The organism is Paenibacillus rhizolycopersici (assembly GCF_014947195.2).
GTDB lineage: Bacteria > Bacillota > Bacilli > Paenibacillales > Paenibacillaceae > Fontibacillus > Fontibacillus rhizolycopersici.
The window spans coordinates 185069-205737 of the sequence record NZ_JADCNN020000007.1 but is presented as its reverse complement, the minus strand read 5'-3'; the positions used below and the strand labels follow the sequence as shown (position 1 = coordinate 205737).

At 54.5% G+C, this 20669-nt stretch carries 17 protein-coding genes; 2 read left to right on the top strand and 15 right to left on the bottom strand.

The annotated features are described in order from the left end of the window. Positions 1–16 precede the first annotated feature (16 nt). Both IM700_RS10415 and IM700_RS10410 read right to left on the bottom strand, forming a co-directional pair. On the bottom strand, positions 17–574 hold the full coding sequence (locus IM700_RS10415) for a GNAT family N-acetyltransferase (RefSeq protein WP_193417459.1): 558 nt from the start codon (positions 572–574) through the stop codon (positions 17–19). Continuing rightward, complete coding sequence (locus IM700_RS10410) at positions 571–1314, bottom strand: DUF1361 domain-containing protein (protein ID WP_193417458.1); 744 nt, start codon at positions 1312–1314, stop codon at positions 571–573. The genes IM700_RS10415 and IM700_RS10410 overlap by 4 nt, the downstream gene beginning before the upstream one ends. Before the next feature lie 171 nt (positions 1315–1485). Between IM700_RS10410 and IM700_RS10405 the strand changes: the two genes are divergently transcribed. After that, the gene (locus IM700_RS10405; RefSeq protein ID WP_193417457.1) at positions 1486–1815 is read left to right on the top strand and encodes an MGMT family protein; all 330 of its coding nucleotides are present in this window, start codon (positions 1486–1488) and stop codon (positions 1813–1815) included. Here the strand turns inward: IM700_RS10405 and nagZ are convergent. From nagZ to selD, 8 genes are all read right to left on the bottom strand, one after another. After that, entirely contained in the window at positions 1803–3125 is a 1323-nt protein-coding gene (nagZ, locus tag IM700_RS10400; RefSeq protein WP_239483770.1) for a beta-N-acetylhexosaminidase, read from the bottom strand. The two genes, IM700_RS10405 and nagZ, sit on opposite strands and share 13 nt — an antisense overlap. 49 nt (positions 3126–3174) lie before the next feature. Then, complete coding sequence (locus IM700_RS10395) at positions 3175–3750, bottom strand: LOG family protein (RefSeq protein ID WP_193417456.1); 576 nt, start codon at positions 3748–3750, stop codon at positions 3175–3177. A 29-nt stretch (positions 3751–3779) separates the two neighbouring features. Beyond that, entirely contained in the window at positions 3780–4331 is a 552-nt protein-coding gene (locus IM700_RS10390; protein WP_193417455.1) for a hypothetical protein, read from the bottom strand. A 63-nt stretch (positions 4332–4394) separates the two neighbouring features. Next, the gene (locus IM700_RS10385; protein WP_155606256.1) at positions 4395–4853 is read right to left on the bottom strand and encodes a DinB family protein; all 459 of its coding nucleotides are present in this window, start codon (positions 4851–4853) and stop codon (positions 4395–4397) included. Positions 4854–5017: 164 nt separating this feature from the next. Then, positions 5018–5788 (bottom strand): MerR family transcriptional regulator, encoded by a 771-nt coding sequence (locus tag IM700_RS10380; RefSeq protein ID WP_193417454.1) that lies wholly within the window; start codon positions 5786–5788, stop codon positions 5018–5020. 392 nt (positions 5789–6180) lie between these two features. Next, positions 6181–8580 (bottom strand): YcdB/YcdC domain-containing protein, encoded by a 2400-nt coding sequence (locus tag IM700_RS10375; protein ID WP_193417453.1) that lies wholly within the window; start codon positions 8578–8580, stop codon positions 6181–6183. A 138-nt stretch (positions 8581–8718) separates the two neighbouring features. After that, positions 8719–9753: a tRNA 2-selenouridine(34) synthase MnmH gene (gene mnmH, locus IM700_RS10370; RefSeq protein WP_193417491.1), complete on the bottom strand. Its 1035-nt coding sequence runs from the start codon at positions 9751–9753 to the stop codon at positions 8719–8721. Positions 9754–9775: 22 nt separating this feature from the next. Beyond that, positions 9776–10828 carry a selenide, water dikinase SelD gene (selD, locus tag IM700_RS10365; protein WP_155606253.1) on the bottom strand — a complete coding sequence of 351 codons (1053 nt, stop codon included), beginning with the start codon at positions 10826–10828 and terminating at the stop codon, positions 9776–9778. A 204-nt stretch (positions 10829–11032) separates the two neighbouring features. Here selD and IM700_RS10360 point away from each other — a divergent pair, with 204 nt between their 5' ends. Beyond that, positions 11033–12112: a permease gene (locus IM700_RS10360; protein WP_193417452.1), complete on the top strand. Its 1080-nt coding sequence runs from the start codon at positions 11033–11035 to the stop codon at positions 12110–12112. A gap of 41 nt (positions 12113–12153) precedes the next feature. On the opposite strand, the gene IM700_RS10355 is transcribed toward IM700_RS10360, so the two are convergent. The 5 genes from IM700_RS10355 to kdpB form a co-directional block, all read right to left on the bottom strand. Continuing rightward, entirely contained in the window at positions 12154–14805 is a 2652-nt protein-coding gene (locus tag IM700_RS10355; protein WP_193417451.1) for a carbohydrate-binding protein, read from the bottom strand. A gap of 202 nt (positions 14806–15007) precedes the next feature. Further along, the gene (locus IM700_RS10350; protein WP_193417450.1) at positions 15008–15529 is read right to left on the bottom strand and encodes a YfiT family bacillithiol transferase; all 522 of its coding nucleotides are present in this window, start codon (positions 15527–15529) and stop codon (positions 15008–15010) included. A gap of 85 nt (positions 15530–15614) precedes the next feature. Further along, entirely contained in the window at positions 15615–17972 is a 2358-nt protein-coding gene (locus tag IM700_RS10345; protein ID WP_193417449.1) for a histidine kinase, read from the bottom strand. 68 nt (positions 17973–18040) lie between these two features. After that, the gene (gene kdpC / locus IM700_RS10340) at positions 18041–18610 is read right to left on the bottom strand and encodes a potassium-transporting ATPase subunit KdpC (RefSeq protein WP_193417448.1); all 570 of its coding nucleotides are present in this window, start codon (positions 18608–18610) and stop codon (positions 18041–18043) included. A gap of 24 nt (positions 18611–18634) precedes the next feature. Next, positions 18635–20662, bottom strand: coding sequence for a potassium-transporting ATPase subunit KdpB (kdpB, locus tag IM700_RS10335; RefSeq protein WP_193417447.1), 2028 nt, complete (start codon positions 20660–20662; stop codon positions 18635–18637). Between the last annotated feature and the right edge of the window lie 7 nt (positions 20663–20669).

The window sequence follows — 20669 nt, the reverse complement described above, 5'->3', positions numbered from 1 at the left end:
AGCTATCACTTCCGTTTCAAAGAAACTTCCTTTCAAAGAGATACCTCTTCAGCGGCGTCCCCTCACTCCTTCTTCCTGGCGTAGCGAGGTGACCCGACTCCCGCAGGCCGCATTTCTTCAGGACGCGTTCCGATGCCGGATTATCCGCACTGCAGCGGGCTTCGAGGCAACTAATCCCCAACGTGTCGATAGCGAAATTCATTACGCATTTCACCGCTTCGGTCGCATACCCCTGGTTCCAGTGAGCCGGGGAGATCAGATAGCCGAGCCGAGCCTTATGCCCCTCTACATCCCAATATTGCAGCGAACAGAGTCCGATCCAGTCTCCTTCTCCTTTGCGGATCACGGCAAAATGCAAGTCCCGCAGAAATCGGTACGAGTCTTCGAAATAGCGGTACAAGCGACCCGGGAACAGCAGTTTACCCGGATTGATCTCCGTAAATGCGCGTACCACCGGATCGGACATGCAGCGGTGTAACGCCGCCGTATCTTCCGGCAGAAGCTTCCGCAGGATCAACCGCTCGCTCTCCAGCACTGGAAACCGCTGCAGCAGCTGCTCTTTCATGTCCGTCATGTCCCCTCCCCTTGGGTCCGCTCCGATAAGCAATGTACTCTCCCATACCCGTAAAGCACCACATAACAGAATAACGTGATCAGAAAAATCCATTTACAAAACGCCAGCGCATGCTCCACGTTAGCGGCATCGGTAAAATAAGCAGCCGTTTCCCGAAGCACAAATCCCGGATGCCTTAGCAAATCCCAACTGTTCCAGCGGATAAAGCGGCCCAGATAAATGCCGAAGCTGCTAAGCAATAGTACGGTAACGGCAAACGCCCAGCCCACCAACCGGCCAGCCGCTTTTCGTACCAACTGATGCACGGATGCCAGAGATACCGAAGCCAGCGCCAATCCCAGTAATCCAGTAAACAGCAGGGTAAAGAGATGGTCCCAGAACGAAATGTCTTCCCAAAACCGGGTACCCGCTGCAATCGGATAGCGGTTAAACGGGTGCAGCAAATCGGTGATTAAATAGGCGGCATTCGGATAAAAAAACAGCCACAATAACCCCGCCGGCACGCTTAAAGCAAGCTTAGCCGTCCGCGAGGTTAACAAGCTGATCAGATCGAGCAGCACCGCCAGACCCAGCGGAATCCAGGCCAAAAAGGCGTTCCAAATCAGGAACAGGTAAGGCGGGCGTCCGCCTTCGGGCAGCCGCGTGCTTATGACGTATTTCATTCCGATCATTGTAAAGATGAACAAGATTACATATAAGATCCATTTGTCCGGATAACCAAGATTTTTCCACCGTTGCAAACTCATTCCTCCCGTCTGCCTTATGGTCAGTATACGATTCAGGCTGGCGGATAGTTACCGTCGCAGCGAGCTCTAAGCTCCAGTCTTCATTGTATGGAGACTGGAACTTGTCTCGTCGGCGTGGTATAAAAACGGTATAGATCCTATCGTTTGAATAAGGAGTTTTCGCCCATGCAGCCGTTCACCGCACGAACCATCGAAATTATCTCCGCCATCCCGCAAGGACAAGTGATGACCTACGGTCAGATCGCCGCCGCCGCAGGAAGTCCCCGCGCGGCCAGGCAGGTCGTCCGTATCCTTCACAGCATGAGTGTCAAATACGGTTTACCTTGGTACCGGGTAGTCAACGGGAAGGGAGAAATCGCCTTGCAGGAGGAAGCAGCGGTGCAGGAACAGACTTGGAATCTGGAAGCGGAAGGCGTAGAAGTTCTGCCGGGCGGCCGGATTGACTTGAACCGGTACCAGTACCACCCGGAAAGTGTTAAGGATCATAATCCGTAAGGCTTCAAGGTATTGGCGATATCACGATTCAACTGTTCCGTATCAGGCCCCGGCGCTGAATCATTAATGAGGGCATACTTCTCCTTCAGCTTCAGTACGTTGTAAACCCGTTCGTCCAACGTTTCCGCCGATATCTTACCGGAGTTGACCGCATCACGGAGCGCCTGGATCACCTGCTTCTCCTTCTCATGATCATGGCCGACCAGCACGATATTCCCGCCAGCCTGAACGAACTGCACGGCAGCGTCAGCGATATCGTAATGTTCGACGATGGCGCCCATCGTCATATCATCGGAAATGATTGTCCCCTCGTATCCAAGCTCCTTCCGCAGCAAATCATCAATCACCGCCTTGGAAAAGGAAGCCGGGTGCTCAGAATCCAGCTTCGGCATGAGCAGATGAGCGATCATGACGACGTCAGCCCCTTCTTGAATGGCCTGCTTAAAGGGCACGAGCTCCAGCTTCCGCAGCCGGGCCAAATCATGTTCAACGACCGGCAACCCGAGATGTGAATCCACGGAAGTATCGCCATGCCCCGGAAAATGCTTCACGACCGGAATGACGTCCTGCTCCCGAATCCCCTTCATAACAGCAATGCCCATACGGCTGACGATCTCCGGCTTCGTGCCGAATGCCCGATCCCCGATCACCGGATTATCCGGGTTGCTGTTAACGTCAAGCACCGGGGCGAAGTCCAGGTTCAGGCCGAAGCCTGCCAGCTCACGGCCCAGGATGCCGCCAATTTGTCCGGCCAATTCTTCGCTGCCTGTGTTCCCGATCTTACGTGCGGTCGGCAGTTTCGCTAGTTCTCCCGGCATTCGGCTAACCCGCCCGCCTTCCTCGTCAACGCTCATAAACAGCGGCACCGGCTGCTTCGCATTCGCGGCTTTCAAGCCGTTAAACAATTCGAGCGCCTGCGTTGTGTCCTGGATATTGTCCTTATAAAAAATAAAGCCCCCAACGTGGTACTCTTCGATAAGTGAGCGGGTCACGTCGTCCGGCTTCGTCCCCTCCATGCCCACCAGAACCAGCTGGCCGATTTTCTCATCGGTGCTTAGCTGGGCAAGCAGCTCGGCTGTTGGATCGGGCGGCGTCTCCGGTGTGTCCGGCGCTTCAGGAGTGGATGGTGACGCCTCCCCCTGGTTTGCCCCCGGACCGCCACTTCCATTACCTTCGCTAGCGGAAGGCGCAGGATGGTCCGCCGCTCCCTGCCTAGCGGAGCATCCCGCGATCAAGAGAACAGCCAGCAGGAGCAGGCTGGCGACTTTCCAGATGCTTCTACTCTTAGGCTGTGTGTTCATCCTGTCCATTCGTCCGCCTCCGTTCGTTATATGAGTGTACTTCCTTCGTTCGCAGATTTCAGCCCTGCTTCCATTTCTTCTCCGCAATGGACGGCACGAAGCTCTCCATTTGGGACAATAACTCCCCCGGATCCTCGGCTAGATTGAGCAAGGATTCATGCCCGGGGTGTACAAACCCCGCCCGGACGCAAGAATTCACCAGCTCCATCAGCGGTTCGTAATAACCCTGTACATTAAGGACGCCGACCGGCTTCTGGTGAATCCCGATTTGCAGCCAGCATAGAACCTCAAACAGCTCCTCCAGCGTACCAAAACCGCCAGGTAAGGCGATAAATCCGTCGGCCATTTCGCTCATTTTCGCCTTGCGGGCATGCATCCCTTCAACTTCGATAAACTGCGTCAGCCCCGGATGGGCCATTTCACCGTGGATCAAACCGGAGGGCATGATACCAACCGCTTCCCCGCCAGTTGACAAGACCGCATCCGCTACCGTACCCATCAGACCGTGCCTGGATCCCCCAAAGATTAAGCGGTATCCCCTTTGTGCCATAACAATCCCCAGTTGTTCCGCCTTCAAGCGGAATTGCTCATCTTCGCCAAACCGCGAGCCGGCAAATACGCAAATCGATTTCATCCTCTTCCCTCCTGCAAGATGAATAAGAACTACTCCCTATCAAGCGAATCCAAATGCCCGCCGGCAAGATCCCAACGATGGCTGAATTTTGCCAGCCGTGGGTGCGGATGACCCGGCTCAGCTGCAAGCAGAAGCCGGATCTTGACGATCCATTCCTCAAAAGAGGAGAAGGAGGCAAACTGGTTCGCCATCTCCGGCGTGAGATATAGAAAATGTGGCGCTGGATAGACCTCGGTCAAATGACGAAGGGCGGCGTCGATGGGCGTGTACTTTTTTCGCTTCCCTTCCCAACCCTCTACAGCGATGGGCAGCCGGGTTCCCTCCTGGTCCCGTCTCCATTCATGAAGCCGATCTTCCCTTCGATAGAAGGGGCCCACCGGTTCTTTGGCCATCCGTCTCACCGTTTCTTCATGCAGCGGGTAGAGAACCAACTTTTTAAACTTACGGTTCTCCGCCTCTTCGGCAGCCCGCGTGAGCCCTTCGTCCGAAATATGCTCAAAGGAATCGTAAAAGATCAGTGTGCCTTTCCGGCTCGGGGCCGGGGGCTCGTAACCATAAGGCACCTGAATGTTCTGTCTCAAGCCGCTTCCTCCTCGGTGCGTAAATTGGGATATATGGATTAGATTGCCCTATTTTGAGAAAAGCTATCGAATTCCCCGGTTGATAAAATTAGGCGAGACTGGCGTCATTCCCAATTCCCGAGACCAAACGGACAACTGCCCGATATGATGGATTTCGTGGGCGATGACATGGCGAAGGATTTCGCCTTGCGTAAACTCTCTCCCCCATGGATCGGTGATAAGCAATCCGTCCATTTCGTTGGTCCAAGTTTGAAGAAATGCCTCAACTTCCGTATGAAAGGAGTCCGAAAGCTTTTTTACCAATTCTAAGGACATAAAAGATTTAAAATCCTCCTGGAAATCCGGTTTCCCTTGGATAGAGCGGATCCAGCTCCACTCCACGTCGGCGATGTGAAACAGCGTCTGCAGGATATTCCCAACACCACCCACTCGCTTGCGCAACAGTTCTTCTTCTGAGACGTTCTCGCACCAGACAAACCATTCGTCCCGGACCTGCCAGTTATATTGAAACATCTTTAGCATCGATCTGACTCCTCTCCTGTAAAGGCTGCCTCGAAACTTCTTCATTTCTCGGCGGTAACCTGATTTTACCATAAGTATCTGGACCAATTCAGCCCGCGAAATGTAAAATAAGCCCCCGGACATGCTGTCGCGGGAGCTTTTGGGGTTCACACATGAAATTAGCGCTATCGATCCTTTCCGACTTCCGGAGAATTGGCGGCATAGGCTTCGGCCGCAGCCAACAAATAATACGCCAACCCGGTTTGTTGTCCTTCCAGCATCGCGCGGTGGAATTCGTCACTGAGGAAAAATCGAGCTTGGGCTGCGAAATCCGCAGGAGTTGCGGGATGGTCGTGCTTCTTCATAAAAGCTAGATGGTCGTCGATGAAATGCCGGATTCCCTCATCCTGGTGGGATATTCCGGAACGTAAGGCCTCCGCTACTTTGCTTGTAAATTCCATTGCCTCCTTGGCCTGCTCGTTCAGTTCCGGCACATCGATGGGTTGAGGCCCCGGGACCTCCACTCCGTAGGTATGGCTCAAATACTCCTCCTGCTCTCGCAAGGCCTCACGCCACTCCGCTTCATCGGCAAAACCAACAAACAATTCCTCGCCTGTTAGCTCTTCTCCTGAAGCTGTACTCTCTATCGACTTCTCCAGCGTCTGCAGAATGGAGTCCAGCCTCCGCTTTCGGCTGCGCAACAGTTCCCGCTGCTCCGCCAAAATGTCTCCGCGTTTCCGCTCTTCTTCCAGCAGCGACTGGATCTGCGCCAGTGGCAGCTCCAGTTCCCGGTAGAACAGGATCTCCTGAAGCCGCTTCAGTTCCCGTTCGCCATATAACCGATAGCCGGCTTCACTGATATCCTGCGGCTTCAATAAGCCAATCTTGTGGTAATGATGTAGCGTCTTGATCGTCACTCCCGAAAGATCGGATACCTCTTTGACGGTGTACAACATCGAACATCTCCTCCTTATTCTTGACGGTCTCGTCGTTGTTCCGCATCGGCCTCACGACGTCCGCTTATTGAGCGTAAGGCCTCCTCAAAGGGGAGAGTCAACAGGCGGACGGCCTAGTAAATAAATGGAAATCTAACATCTATTTTTCGCGAAAGGTGGTATGAGGGCATCACTAGTTGGAAAAAAGGCAGTTAATATAGGAAAAGTTAGCGCTCCAAGGTCAATTGGCGCAAATTAGTTGTAGGATTTCCAATTAAAGTGAAACGTTGACGCAGGATAGAGTCATGAAGTGGAAGATATCCAATTAGCCGCTCCAGTTCCTCTTCCAGCCAAGCTTACAAAAAAGAGAGGCCTCATGGCCTCTCTCTGCCTTCTCCATTCACATACCGGCGTTATTCCAAGCCGATCGCCTGGTCGGTTTTGCCTTGCAGCTTCACCAATCTCATGAGGATAGAGGCGGCTTCGGCTTTGGTGACAGGGCGCTGCGGGTTGAATTTGCCGTTTTGCCCCTGCAGCAAACCAAGTCGTACCGCGATGGCGACTTCGCCAGGCCGGGTGATTTTCTCCGCATCGCTAAACTGAGGGTTCAATACGTCTTTCTCATAGAAGTTGGCCAGCCGATCGTATTTGACGATCGAAGTCAGCAAGACGGCCAGTTGTTCCCGCGTCAGCACCTTATCCAATTGCGAAGGGTCAATGGTATCAATCCATCCTAGCTCGGCTGCATAACTCACCACCTGATAATACGGATGGTCTACCGGTATACCGGCCTTTGCTGCGGTAGAGGAAGCCTGCACGTAACCGGTATAATAAGGATTTGCCGCCTTGACGGTATAGGTTAGCCAATCGCCTACCGTAATCGATTGATCCGGATTCAGGTTCCCTTGATCGTCCGGTTCAAGAATTCGATATTGGACCAAAGTCTTAATATCCGCTTCCGCCCAATGTCCTTTCAGATCTTTCGGTTCTACGTTGCCCCCCATTTGTTCCGCACGGAGGTCCTCAAAGGTGGTCACCCATTTCCCGGTCACGGCATTCAACACCTGATAAGCCTTCGATGCCTCCTTGGACTGCGGGGAATACACCAGGTAAACCTTCGGCTCTACGTAAGTATTATCGATGGTATACCCGCCGATTTGGGAATATTGCAATTCCAATTCATAATTGTCCATATACGATTTGAGCGCTTGCTCGGCAGTCACGGTCACGGCCTTGCCGTCAGGCATATTCGCCGGAACTTCGCCGCGGTTAATCGAATAGAAGAACAATCGGCCGTAGGCGTCGACCGTAATCGATACTCCTCCGCTGAGCACCGGAATGTCGTTCACGTAACGATTCAGCTCGAAGCGGTATTGCTCCCCGTTCGAGAGACGGCTCCAAGTCTCCCCACGTTCCATCAGCTTTAAATCCCGACTCGCTTGCGGATACAGCTGATTCACCCACTCCAGGGCACGCTGCTTCGCTTGGTCGTAGTTTAATTTAGCTGCTCCCGAAGGGGCTGCCAACGGCTCGCGCGGCTCTCCGTAATTATAAGATTCAATCTGGAATTCCAGGAATTGTCCGGTCAAGGCATCGACCGTTGCGGAAGTCTGCGCGGGGAAATAGAAAGGTCCCGCCATGTTCTGGCGATCCTCTTCCCATCTTAAGCGCCACGTATTCCGCTCCGGATTCTGATAATCCTTGCCTAGGTTCGGATAACTGAGCTTCCGTCCTTCCGGAATAAAGACGATTTGTTCCACCAACTTGGCGGCCTCGTCGGATGTCAACTCCGTCGTGGACGTCCGTGGCTGGAACAGCTTGGTCCCCATCGGCACGTCGCTGTAGGTTACCTTTGTGGCGGTGATCTCTTCGCCTTCGCTGTTAATCTTATGTCCGGTCAGCGCGTTGATGGGCTGGGTAGCGTCTGAGGCTGGCCCCCAGGCTAGGACCCAATCCGATATGGCGCCGTTCTTGTACACCGGGACATAGCCCAGCTCAACCTGGAACTCTTCCCGGAGCTTCTTCTCTGCATCGGCTTTCGATACCGTCGGCATGGAGGAGGGATAATCCAGCTTCTCCCCTGGCCGGCTGAATTGCGTCACTTCTCCATCGCCGGTAATCGTGATATTGATCGATTCAAAACCGGAAGGCAGACCGTTCTTCATAATACTGAAATTGAAGTAATAATTCACGGGACCAAATAAAGTCTGTGCATCCGAGTAAAACATCGAATCGCTTTCCTTCACCTCGTCCACAGATAACGATGGAACAACTTTGGCGATAAAAGCCTTCGCCTTCTCCAAGGCCTGCTCTCTCGTGATTTTCGGAGGATAATACGACTTGTTGCCTTCCCGCGGAAAACTGATGTATGTATGAATCAAGTCCCCCGTGATCGCGTCGACTTGGCTGCTAAAGCCATAGCTTCCATTCCCTACTTCTACTTGCCATTGGATGGTCCATACATTTTGATTACTTGGAGCCGGGTACACATTATTCACGCCATAATCCACCTGCGATACTGTGGCGGCTTCCAAAGCCGGAAACCACTCCCGAACCTTAGCAATGGCCAGTTCTTTTGTGACTTTCGCTTTGGACGGATCTGCTGCCGTGTTCCCCGATTTGGACGAGCCGGTACCTGCATTTCCCGAATCTACGACGACCGTAGTGGTTGATGTTGAGGATGCCGCTGCATCCTCCGCGAACGCCGCACCTTGCGGCAAAGCTACTGAAAGCGCAACCAATCCAACGAATGCTAGTTTGGCCGACGACTTCCTGCCAGCTGCCTTGCCGACTTTATTAACCTGTTGCTTCAACCGTTTCACCTTCCCACTTTTCCCAATATTTTCTTCTTCTCTATTGTAAAGCCGATTGTCTGCATTTTCCATCCCCAAAACGATGCCGCCAAAAAAAACATCTCGCAGAACCATCTGCGAGATGTTTCGGAACCAAATTCAAACTGGATTAGGCAATAACCGTTCCGCCTCCGTGACCGCCTCATCGACCGAGCCCGCACGAATCACTGTAAAATCAGCGTCTTCGTATTGATTCTCCGTGTGAGCGTATCTTGGATCATAATAGTAAATCAGCAGCAGTTCAACCGCCCGGTCGTAACGGCTTGAGAGCAAGCTTTGTTCGATTTCCGCAGCAATTGGCGTGTGAATCTTCGATTTGATCTTGCGGAACGCCTGCAGGCAGGCCTCTGGATTGTTCCAGGGCTCGTAATCCTCCAAAATGATCTGCACGCGGACGTCCGTCGGCAGATCGATACGAATGTGACGGCCCCGTTCTTTCTTCGCCATGAGAAAATCGGGTACGACCACCTTACCGATCCGTTTGCTTTCCGCTTCCATTAGCACATAAGGAGCTTCGCGGTAACGCAGCAGGTCCTCCAGCAGCAAGGAGTCGAACATCTTCTGGTTACGGGCTTGCAGCCCGATTTGGCCAAATACCGATCCCCGATGCCCGGCCATCCCTTCCAGATCCATAACGGGATACCCTTGTTCCTGAAGTTTTCGCAGCAGCAGCGTCTTACCGCTTCCTGTATTCCCGTGGATCACCGTCAAATCGGGAGCAAATTCCATTCCCTCCAGCGTGCTGACGACCCACTGGCGATAAGCCCGATACCCGCCCGCCAGTCGGTACGTGTGAATGTCCATGAGGCTGAGCAGCGTAGCCGTCGTACGGCTACGCATGCCTCCGCGCCAGCAAAACACCGCTTTTCGCCCGGAAATTTCCGCAAACTTTCGAACAAAGTCCGGTAGCTTGGCCGAAACGACTTCAAGCCCGCGTTGTTTGGCGACATCCACGCTCACTTGCTTATATAAAGTTCCGATTTCCGCCCGTTCCTGATCGTCAAAGAGCGGAATATTCAAGCTGCCCGGAATCGTTGATTCAGCAAATTCGGAAGGAGATCTCACGTCGATCATCGTGATGGCTTTGCTCTCCCGTTGTTCCGCCCATTCCTCCAGGCCTAGATCCTGAAACATATCCAATGCTGCAAACCCCTTCCTACGCTTCCACCACGATACGACCCGGGTGTTCTTCGGTGACCTTACCGATCAAGCTTGCCTCGACGCCGGCTTTCCGCAGTTCAGCCAACAGTTGTTCGCTTTGGTCCGGGTTCACCGAGATCAGCAATCCACCGGACGTAACCGCATCGCACAAAATATAGCGGTCGGTCTGGTCCAACGAATCCGGGAACGTGATGTCCGCCTCCACGTGGGCATAATTGTTTTTGGTCCCCCCAGGGACAAACCCTTGCTCCGCCAATTCGCGCACGCGCGGAAGCACGGGTACGCTTCCTTGCGAGATGGTGATCCCCGTGCCGCTGCCCTTCGCCATTTCCAGGGCATGGCCCATTAAGCCAAAACCGGTCACATCCGTACAAGCATGCACGTCATACGGCTCCATCACTTCAGCAGCCGTCTTGTTCAGCGTAGCCATGACCGTGGTGACCCGCTGCGTCTCTTCTGCCGTCAACTGATCCTTCTTGATCGAGGTGGTCATAATGCCGACGCCGATCGGTTTCGTCAGGATCAGCTTGTCCCCCGGCTTGGCGCCGGCATTCGTTCTAACCTTATCCGGGTGCACAAGCCCCGTAACGGCTAAGCCGAATTTCGGCTCCTTATCGTCGATGGAATGGCCGCCTACCAGCGTTGCCCCAGCTTCCTGAACCTTGTCCCCCGCGCCGCGCAGGATGTCAGCCAGGATGCTTTTATCCAATGTAGAAATAGGAAATGCCACGATGTTCAGCACCGTGAGCGGCTTACCGCCCATGGCGTAAATATCGCTGAGCGCATTGGCTGCGGCGATTTGCCCGAACGAATACGGATCGTCAACGATCGGCGTAAAGAAATCGACGGTCTGCACTAGCGCCAGTTCATCGTTTAACCGGTAAACCCCGGCATCATCGCTTGTATCGAGGCCCACCAACAAATCGGGATTCGGCACCGTAGGCGGGAGGCTCCGAATGACCTGCATCAGGTCAGCCGGGCCGATTTTGCAGCCGCAGCCTCCTTTGCTGGATAAAGACGTTAATTTTATCGGTTCAGCTGTAGACATGCTTGATCACAATCCTTCCCTATATCTTTAATAGGATCCCCTAGTTCATGCTATATTTAAGCGTACTCCAGTTGCGGTACAAAAGGCAACCTGTTCGGTCGTAGCAACGGCACGTATCCGAATATAGTCCGCTTGCCATCGTGTGATATACTATATTTCGTGCTCTAGCTCAAATCTAAACGTTCGTGGAGGGAAACAAAACATATGGTTTCGTCATCAAGTGGCAACTACCCGCAGCAACAGCCGCATGGATTTCATAAAGGCAGAACTGCGTTATTCATCATTCTGTTCCTCATCATAGCCATCGCCGGCTTAAGTTATGTCAAGTGGTGGCCTTACTACGGAAAAGCGTTCAAGGCCGTCACCGAGCATACGATTGGCTCTTCCATTCTCGGAGCGGACGCTTCCGGCCCGATTTCGTGGAGTGGAGCGCTCGATTACGCGGCAGCCTACTTCAAATCGGTATGGAAGGCAGCGGTACTGGGCATTTTGCTCGGCTCGCTCGTTCAAGTATTGCTGCCGGCTCAGTGGCTTTATAAAGTACTCGGCAGCAGCCGGTTTAAGAGTACCTTCCTCGGCGGCCTCGTCTCCTTGCCGGGGATGATGTGCACCTGCTGCGCGGCGCCGATTGCTGCCGGCCTGCGCAAACGCAACGTGTCCGTAGGTGCGAGTCTGGCCTTCTGGATCGGCAATCCGGTGCTCAACCCGGCCACGCTGATCTTCATGACCTTCGTGTTGTCCTGGAAGTTCACCTTGCTTCGTCTCGCCTTCGGTATCGTGCTCACGTTTGGTGTCAGTTATTTCGCCAACCGGCTAGCTAAAGGCCAGCAAGTCCCCGCTCCGGCGGAAATGGAGCAAGCGGAGGCCGCAGCCGAGCTGAAGGAAGAGGGACCGTTTGCCTTGCGTTGGCTGAAAAGCCTTGGGATGATGATCCTGAATGTCGTTCCGGCGTATCTATTGTCCGTCTTGTTGCTTGGCGCTTTCCAAGGCGTCCTGTTCCCGGTGGAACTCGGAGGCGGCATTCTGGCCATCCTGTTGTTCGCCCTCGTTGGCACGTTGTTCGTCATCCCGACAGCGGCGGAAATTCCGATCATTCAATCGTTCACCGCGCTTGGACTCGGTGCAGGCCCGGCGGCAGCCCTGCTGCTTACGCTGCCAACCATTAGCCTGCCGTCCTTGCTGATGGTCTCGCGCTCGTTCCCGCGCAAGGTGCTGGGCTTCGTGTTCGCCTCGGTGGTCATCCTTGGTATCGTTGCTGGGGTCGTAGGAGCCTGGGTGTTGTAAAAAGATAAAGGGAGCCGTGAATGAATCACGGCTCCCTTTTTTTATTGATCTTTCCCGCCCCCCGCAACGGGAACGAGCTTATACAGTTTGGACTCGGCCCCTTGCAGAAAGGCATGCAGCTCGGTCTTCGCCCGCGTCTCCTCGCCGGTCCACAGATCCGTCACGCGGAAGCCGGAGCGGCCTTTGTTGTCCATCGCAGCCCGTTCGAAGTTAATCGTGCGCTCCGCTGGCTCGTTCGTGAAGTTAAACAACGCGAGGTAGTACACGCCACCATCCTTCAGGATATAGGCGTCAGCCGCTGCGGTTCCGGTATTGCCTTCGATCGGACGGAACGCTTGCCCCATCTTGGCTACCGCGTTAATGGCCGGATTGACCAGCAGCTTCTCCATGTAATCACGAGCAAGCGGATCAGCAACATCATCCGAGTTCAGGAACACGGTACCGGAAATCGCCGCCGCGCTCACGCGAGTTTGCGCACCGAGCAGTGAGCCGCCTTTCACCAGCGTCATGTAGTCCGGATCCGTGTAGGGGTAGATCGTGCCGTTCTGCCACCAGCCATAGGTCAAGTTATTCAACTGGTATTCGGTGCTGCCCAGCGAACCATCTACGTCGCAGGAGATCCGCCGGCTATGCGCGTATTGACTCGGGAAGAGTGGAGCGATCGAAGCGCTGATAAACATCGAACCGTCCAAGGCATTCACGATATAGGCCATGCCTTCATGGTAAGCCTGGATGCCTGTAGACGCCTGGGAGTTGTAGTGCTGGCCTTCCAATGAGCCGTGGCTCAGGAAATCCAGCTTAATATACTCGAACCCATGCTCCTTAAAGCGATTCACGTAATAGTCGATCCGTTGCTTCGTGCCCGGATGGGTCGGATCGACGGCGTAGGCGCCGTCCAGCTTCGGCAGCGGATTCCCTTGCGCATCGCGCAGCACGATGTCGCCATAGGTGTACTTACCGTCCGTCCCCTCCACCGGTTGGTTCAAATTATCGCCCCAGTAGACGAAAGGGCCATAATAGATGCCGGCTTTTTGACCGTTAGCCTGAATATGTTTGACCAGTTGGCCTAGCTGCTCCTCGTTCATGTTGTCCCAATAAGAATCGAGATTGATATAAAGCTGGCCGTCGTTATTATACGAATTCCCTTGTAAATTCTCCTTAAAGTAATCAGAGGTCTCGATGGCCTTGTCGTAGGTTAAGTTGCTGCCGACGGCTCCCCAACTGTTCCAGCCGACTGGAACCCCTTGCGGAACCTCCGGACCGAAAGCGAGCGGCGGCGTTTCCGCAGCATTTGCCTTCCCGTACGTCTCCATCCCGTCCCGATAGTCGGCAAAGTAACCGACAAACACTTTTGGGGAAGCTATCGTCGTCCCGTTGACCTTGGCATGAGGCAACGAATCGTGTGTTGAGGCCAGGGAGGAGAAGCCGCCATAAACGTTCAGCTTATTCAGCCGATCGTTCGAGCCGCTCCAATAAATGCCCGTTTTCCACGTATCGTGGCTGACCGAACCCACCACAAAACCGCGGCGGCTGTCATTATCGAAGATCGCCGTCAGTTCCGAGCTTTCGTAATTTTGATTGTTCAAATCCGTATTGATCGTCTTGGACAGATACCGCGACCACGCATCGTTATCGAATGGGGTCACCAGCACCCGGTTATCGCCGTACTGGCCGATATCCACCCCGCCGCGTCGATCCACGATGAGCGGTGCGATATAGTTCGTCTCCATCGGCGTGGACTGCTCTGCAATGACTTGAGTGAGCAGGTAATCTTTTTGTTCATAAATATAATAGATTTGCTTAAGTAGCGGCAGGCCGTCTTGCTTATTGCTCACCGTCACTTTGACTCCTTTGCCGCCCCGATCCTGGAACCGTTCTACCTCTTCCATCTTAAACTCGTGTTTAGCATAATCTTTGCTGGTTAAATAACGATCCAACTGCAAGGAGCTATACGCCCCCTGGATCTTCGCTTCTTCTCCCCGTGCTTTCCAGCTATACGCCGACAGGCCGGTTTCCGTATTGTATAGCAGCTTTAGACTGCCGCTCGAAACGCTCATCCCTTTGGTGTGCCGAGTGACCGAGATCGAGCCATATTTCTCCGTTTTCACCGGAGCGCCAAGATTCAGGTCTTCGTTATCCCCCGGGCCCGTTCCCGGATCTGAAGGCGATACGAAGGCCAAGTCGATCTTGTCCAAATCCGGAGCATACCCTCCATCATCGTCAAAAGATAACGTATTGGCGCCCGCCTGCAAACGAACTTCGAAATCGAAAACGCCAACCGTATTCCAATCCTTCGTGGCCGGCGGCGTGAATCGCTCCCGTTCTCCGCCATTGACACTGATCATAAACGAGCGGGTGTCTCCGGATATATAGGACAAGCTTAGTTTGTAAACGCCAGCTTCCGCTACGCGGACGTCATTAAACTGCATCGCCGAGCCCTGGTAGAGATTGCCTACTTTAACTCCGCCGGAGCAGGGGTCGCATGAGACCGGCCCGGCTTTGCCAGAATAGGAATTTGCCGACGCCTCCGCCTCAAACGAATAAACCGCCCCCGCTTCTTGTGGGCTCGCCGCCTCGGCGGCAGCCCGCATTGGGGCCTCCGCACCTCCGGTCATCGAACATGCCAGTATCGCGATCAGCAGGTATCGCAACACCGTCTGCAACTTCCACTTCTTCGCTGTCTCAGCCTTCACGAATCATCCATCCTTTCGTCGGGTAAGTTCGATTACGAACCTCATGTTAGAATAGACAGCGCTTTCTATCTATACCTCAAAATGCCGATTTATAGCTGAAAGTAAAGTTCTTTTCCAATTGAAGGTCTACAGACGCAACAAAAAAACAGCCCGACGTCCCACTCGGGACTTTCGGGCTGTTATTACGGAAATACGCTTGGAACTAAAGGTCCAGCTTCGTTCTTAAGGCGGTAATATGCGCGAGATGATGATTTCCGTGCCAGGCGTAATTGCCGAGGGTATAGGCCAAGCGGGTCGTCTCGCCCGATTCGGGGTGATGGAACTTGCGCTCATAATCGGCGTCGCCCAGCGATTTCAACAGGTTAGTCCAGCGGCGGTGCAGCGCTTCGAGCAGAAGCAGCGAAACCTCAATTTCTCCCTCGTAGTCTGCCAGCGTCGCCCAGCGGTCTTCGAAGTAAGGCCGGATCGTCGGCGTCTCTTCGGTTAAGGCCAGTTTAAAACGGGTATAGGCATTGATGTGGCTGTCGGCCAGATGATGCACGACCTGGCGCAAGGTCCAGCCTCCCTCGCGGTAGGGCAGGTTCAGTTGATCTTCGCTCAAACCCGCTACGGCTTGCCTTAATCGCGCCGGCAGCGACTCGATTTCGCGAATCCACTGCTCCCGCTGCGCTGCGGTAATATCGCCTTCGAATGCAAATTTGCCTATAGGGTATCTAGGGTCCATCTCTAGGTTCGCCTCCTGTTCAGGAATAAACTGCCACTTTCTTGTTGATTCATTTATACCTGATCAAGATCGCCTTGTCGATATCCTATTCCGTAGAGAAGAAGATCCCCTCCTTTTTAATTTGGGCCGAAGGATCAAAATCGGCAACAACCAGAATGTCCATATACCTCGCCTGGCGGAGTAATAGTGAGACCACGTCGCCCCTCCACAACCGCTGCCAACGGTTTCTTCCCGATTGGCCAAGGATCATTTGCGTACTTCCGAGTTCGTCGGCCTTGCGGACAAGCGCTTCCCCAAGCTTTCTTGTACGGGGTCCCTTCTGCATCTCGAAGGTTCCGCCCAGCCGGCGGGTAAGCCTCTCGATCGCCTGAAGCCGTTCCTGCTCCTGCGGCGTGAATCCACTCCCGTTATGCCGGTAAAAAACATGCCAACTTGCCTTCAGCCGGTAGGCAATCCGGAAGCCGCGCCGAATTAAACGCTCAGCTCCGGAACTCAACGTAACCCCTACGAAGATCATTTCTTCCCGGTTTGCGCCTCCCCGCAGCGGGCTGCGGCGCTGCCAGGATTCCAGCCGTTCGTCGACGTCGTCGGCGAGTTCCCGAAGCGCAAGTTCGCGCAGGGCGATCAAATTGCCGGTTTTGAAAAAATTCCCGAGCGCCTGGTCCACTTTGTCCATCGCGTAGATTTTGCCTTCCCGCATCCGTTGCTGCAAGGCTTTGGGGGCAACGTCGATCAGTTCGACTTCATCGGCTTGGCGAAGGATGAAATCCGGTACGGTCTCCCGGACCCGAACGCCGGTGATCTGTTCGACCGCGTCGTTCAGACTTTCGAGATGCTGAATATTCATGGTCGAAATCACCGAAATGCCTGCCTCCAAAATTTCCAAAACGTCTTCGTACCGCTTCTTATGCTTGCTTCCGGGCATGTTCGTATGAGCTAGCTCGTCAACCAGCACGACTTCCGGATTCCGGGCAAGGATTGACGCCGTATCCATCTCTTCCAGTTGGGTCCCGCGATAATCAAGTACAGCGCGGGAGAACGACGGCAACGCCCCGACCTGGGCCGTGGTTTCGTCACGTCCATGGGTTTCGAGCAGTCCGATGCGTACGTCGATCCCTTTTTTGCGCAAATCGTTGCCCTCCCGAAGCATCGTATACGTCTTGCCGACGCCGGGAGCAGCCCCGATGTATACCTTGAACCTGCCGCGGCGAATCCGGCCGATTTGCTGCTCCACTTCCGCTTCGCTCAACCGGCGGTACGGCTCGGCGGCTCCGTGTTCCTCGCGGGTTTTCGCCGGAAGGATGCGTTCTCCCTCCGTTTCAGCCCGGTCCGCCACTACGAAGATGTCCACGTTTTTCGTTTGCTTCAGGATATCCCCAACGATCGAGCCTTGCCATAATTCCTGCATCCGGGTTTGCTTGGAGTGGCCCAACACGATCCGGGTGACCCGATGCTCCAAAGCGTAACGGACCAGTGCCTGCGGCAGCATCCTCCTGGTGGGAAGGGGGAGTTCGGCAAATTTGGCTCCCACCTTCTCCGACAACTGCGTCAGCGAGCGTTTGAAGGTCGCAGCTTCCGGCGACAGCTTGCGACGCGGGTTCACGAACGTGACCACGAGCATATCGCCGTTTAACCGTCTCGCAATTTGTTGTCCCCTTCGCACATAGATCGATCCGTTCCAGTGATATTGGGCCGACACCAAAATCCGTTCCGCCACGCCCGCCGCCCCGATCAAGCCCTGCTCCTCGCGGTGTTTCTCCAGCGTATCGTTGACGCCTTCGGCCATCCAGCGTAGGGCCAGCTCGCGCAACACGCCGAGATTCCCGCGATTGAACACCGCCTTGTCCGGGATGTTACGCAAATGTCCCGCGGCGAGCCGCTGGAGCAGCGTCTCCGGAGATACGTCGATCAGCCGCACCTCGTCGGCTAACTCCAGGGTCCCCTCCGGGACGGTATCTTTGACGTCAATGCCGATGAGCTTCTGCACCAGCTCCGTCATCCCGCGAAGCTCATAAATGTTCACCGTCGTAATGATGCTGATGCCGTGGCCGAGCAAATAATGAATATCCTCTAAACGCGTCGGAAACGACGCCCCTTCGCGGTTCGCATGCGCCAAGCCGTCTACCAGCACCACCTCCGGGTTGCGTCGAACCAAGGCGTCGAGATTCAAATCCTTTTTCTCCATACCATCCTGCTTCCAGTGGATGCTGGGAACCCGCTCCAACCCAGCCAATTGCTCCACGGTCTCCGGCCTTTGAAGTGTCGATACGGCGCATATGACCACGTCGATGCCCTCCGCCTTCAGCATTTGCCCTTCTCTCAGCATGTGGTACGTTTTTCCCGATCCGTTGACGGCTCCAACATACACCTTCAAGCGCCCCCGATGCAGCTCGTAAATCGACTTTAGGATTTCTTCGGGCGATTTTCGTTTAAAGCTTTGCAAAATGCAATGCCCCCCACCGCAAAACGTAAGATCCCTGCTTGAAAATCGCTTTTCAAGCAGGGGATTGGTTATTGCGCAATTCTTTGCTGAACTTCGATATTGAGCTGCAAAACGTTCACTCCCGGTTCGCCTAAAAACCCGAGATCCCGTCCCCGGGTATGGTCTCGGACCATCCGTTCCAGTTCTTCCGCTGCGATTCCCGTGGCTTGGCTGACTCGCGGGATTTGCGCTCGGGCCGCTTCCGGACTGATCTCCGGATCAAGGCCGGAACCGGAGTTCGTGATCAAGTCGATCGGCAGCTCGTTCAACGGGACGTTCGGATTTTCTTGCTTCCATGCTTCCACCGCGTCCGTCATCCGTTGAAGCAGATCCGGGTTGGACGGCGCATAGTTTGGCGTTCCCGAGGCCCCCGCGTCATATTCGATGCTGGACACCCGACCGTGAAAAAACGAAGGATCCGTAAAGCTTTGGCCAATCAGCCGCGAGCCGACGACTTCTTGGCTTTCATTATAAATCAGGCTTCCATTTGCCTTATCCGGCATTGCCGCCTGGGCAATCCCCAGCACCGCCAACTGATACAGCAAAATTACCGCCATCAACACGACGCTGGCGCGCAGCATCATCCAAATCGTTCGCATGGCTTACCATCCCTTCGAGAAATATCAAATCCATAAGTGGACAAGCATATCGATGATTTTGATCCCCGCAAACGGAGCAATCACGCCGCCTACTCCGTAAATGAACAGGTTGCGCGCCAACAGCTTGGAGGAACTCATCGGCTTGTAAGCAATCCCTTTCATGGCGAGCGGGATCAACAGCGGAATAATGATCGCATTAAAAATCAACGCCGAAATGATCGCCGAATCGGGAGAACCCAGCCGCATGACATTGAGAACCCCCATCTCGGGGATCGCCAGCATAAACATGGCCGGGATAATCGCAAAATACTTGGCAACGTCATTGGCGATGCTGAACGTGGTTAAGGCGCCGCGGGTCATCAGCAGCTGTTTGCCGATCGACACGACCTCGATGATCTTCGACGGGTCGGAGTCCAGATCGACCATATTGGCTGCTTCCTTCGCGGCTACGGTGCCGCTGTTCATGGCGATTCCGACATCCGCTTGGGCCAGCGCCGGGGCATCGTTCGTCCCGTCGCCCGTCATCGCCACAAGCTTTCCTTCGGCTTGCTCCTTACGGATGACAGCGATCTTATCCTCCGGCTTGCTCTCCGCGATATAGCCGTCCACGCCGGCCTCCCGCGCGATCGTCGCTGCCGTAAGCGGGTTATCGCCCGTGCACATGATCGTTTTGATCCCCATCTCCCGCATCTGTTCGAACCGCTCCCGCATCCCGGGTTTCACGGTATCCTTCAAATAAATCAGACCGTAGACGAAGTGATCGACCGCTACCGCTAATGGAGTGCCCCCCGCCGTCGCAATCGCATCGCTGTTTAGATCTAGATCGTCGGGGATTTGCCCGCCTTGGGCGATGACCCATTTCTTGACGGCATCCACCGCCCCTTTCCGTACCTTCCGGCCGTCCCTCAAATCGATGCCGCTCATCCGGGTTTCCGCTTTGAAATCAATGAATTCCCCGCCGTCCGCAAGGGCAGCGTCATAACCCAAGCCTTGTTTTCTCATCAACTCCAACACCGAACGCCCCTCCGGCGTATCATCCTTGACGGAACTGATCGCCGCCCAGGCGGAGACATCCGCCAGGCCTGCCCCGCCAACCGGCACAAATTCGCTGGCCATCCGGTTCCCGTACGTGATCGTCCCGGTTTTATCCAATATAATCGTATTGATGTCCCCGGCCGCTTCGACGGCTTTCCCGGACATCGCCAGGACGTTGAATTGCGTTACGCGATCCATTCCCGCAATCCCGATGGCCGACAGCAAGCCGCCGATGGTCGTTGGTATCAAGCAAACCAGCAAGGCGATCAATATGGGGACTTCGATCCGGATACCCAGGTAATTCCCAAAGAACGGCAGCGTGACCACCACGATCAAGAAGATCAAGGTCAAGCTAATCAAAACGGTATTCAATGCGATTTCGTTCGGCGTCTTTTGGCGTTTCGCCCCTTCGACCAACGAGATCATCCGGTCGAGGAAGGACTCGCCGGGGTCACTGGAGATCCTCACCTTGATTTGGTCGCTGATCACCTTCGTGCCGCCGGTTACGGAACTGAAGTCTCCGCCGGCCTCCTTGATCACCGGCGCCGATTCTCCGGTGATGGCCGACTCGTCGACAGAAGCCAGTCCCTCCACCACTTCGCCGTCCCCCGGAATCATTTCGCTTTGGGAAACGATGACGAGGTCTCCTTTGCGCAGCTCGGTCGAAGGAACTTGCTTCACTTGCTGGCCCACGAGTTTATTGGCCGTGATTTCTTTCTTCGTTTGTTTAAGCGAATCCGCTTGTGCCTTGCCGCGCCCCTCCGCGAGAGCCTCCGCGAAATTCGCGAACAGCACGGTCACGAGCAAAATCAGCGATACCGTCAAATTGAACCCGCGCGACACCCCGCCACCGAAGGCATCGGGCACAAATATCAATATCAACGTGATGAGAAATCCGAGTTCGACCACGAACATGATCGGGTTACGGACCATCAGCCTTGGATCCAGCTTCATAAACGATTCCTTGACCGCATGACTGACGATCGTGCGAGATAACATCGTTTTCTTGTTACGCATGTCCGTT